Source organism: Vibrio sp. 2096 (genome assembly GCF_033339595.1).
GTDB lineage: Bacteria > Pseudomonadota > Gammaproteobacteria > Enterobacterales > Vibrionaceae > Vibrio > Vibrio alginolyticus.
The window spans coordinates 1-1,168 of record NZ_JAWOUX010000081.1 but is presented as its reverse complement, the minus strand read 5'-3'; the positions used below and the strand labels follow the sequence as shown (position 1 = coordinate 1,168).

Sequence of the window (1,168 nt, the reverse complement as noted above, 5' to 3'; positions counted from 1 at the left end):
CAAGGTAATCCAGAACAGGGATCAGTTCTTCAGTGTCGTAAGCGCCAAGCGGACGCATTTCTGGTTCTTTTACCCAGAAGAACAACATCACGATTAACGCAACACAGATAGAGATCGATAGCACAAGCACGACCTGTCGAAGCAAATCGAGGTCGCCCACGGCCATATCGAATTTTGATGCACTGCGCTCTTCTAAATCTGGATTTTGGCTTTCCACATCCATATCGGAGCTAGAAACCAGTGCGCCATCTGAGCCGCCATCAGTGACGGTTAAATCTGTAGACTTGTCTGCCACACTTATTACCTAAATTACACTGGCATGTTCATGAGGTCTTTGTAGGCCTCAACGAGCTTATTGCGGATTTGAACAGTGGCTTCAAAAGCAACACTGGATTTGTTACGAGCAATCATGACGTCAGATAAGGAAACATCGGCATCACCACGATCAAAACGCGTTTGTAGATCGCCAGATGATTTTTGAAGTGAGTTTACGTTATTGATGGCTTTGGTTAGGAGATCATTGAAATCTGCACCCACTTTCGCACCCGTTCCTGTCGGAGTGGTGTTGGTCGCTTCAACCATCATGGCGCGCATTTCGGCCTGAATACCATCAACTTTCATTATCACCTCTGAGCCAAAAGTTTGACTATCTATTTAAACTAAATATTGACACAGCAATTTATGTGCCATAAGACGCCAGCAGTATAGTTTACTCACACTTTTGTCTTATGGCTACGCGTGTGAAACCTAACTCGGAATATCTATACCCGCGTCACGCATTTTGGCAAGTTTGTAGCGCAGAGTACGTGGGCTTATGCCCAACTTCTCTGCCATTTCTTTGCGTCGGCCATTACATTCCACCAAGGTTTCTAGAATGATCGCGTACTCTTGATCGCGCAGCTCGCCACCCACCCCCTCGCCGCCAGTGTTAACGCGGTTGACGGATTCAGCTTGAGCAACAGGCTTGACATCAGGGACCAATGTTTCTGCACTTTGCACAACGTATTGCAAGCTGTTGGCATCTTGCCAATCCACGCCTTCTAGCAAGATGTGCTCTGCACCGATATCGCCGTTTTCACTCAAAATCAGCGCGCGTTGTACAACGTTATCCAGCTCTCGAACATTACCTGGCCATGGGTACTGCAATAGTTTTTCCACTGCAACTGGC

General features: G+C 47.1%; 2 protein-coding genes and 1 pseudogene. All 3 read right to left on the bottom strand.

Features of this window, described 5'->3' with window-relative positions:
* Positions 1-295 (bottom strand): annotated as a pseudogene (locus R7Q41_RS24200) (flagellar basal body M-ring protein FliF); the annotation flags it as partial.
* Positions 296-309: 14 nt separating this feature from the next.
* A complete protein-coding gene (gene fliE, locus R7Q41_RS24195; RefSeq protein ID WP_005457685.1) occupies positions 310-621 on the bottom strand; it encodes a flagellar hook-basal body complex protein FliE in 312 nt (103 codons plus the stop codon).
* 126 nt (positions 622-747) lie between these two features.
* Positions 748-1,168 (bottom strand): helix-turn-helix domain-containing protein (locus tag R7Q41_RS24190; RefSeq protein WP_318144728.1); only part of this gene is annotated, 421 nt, incomplete at its 5' end.

What these genes read in the sequence shown, in the direction of transcription:
- fliE (WP_005457685.1), bottom strand. Translation starts at nt 621, where the DNA reads ATGAAAGTTGATGGTATTCAGGCCGAAATGCGCGCCATGATGGTTGAA.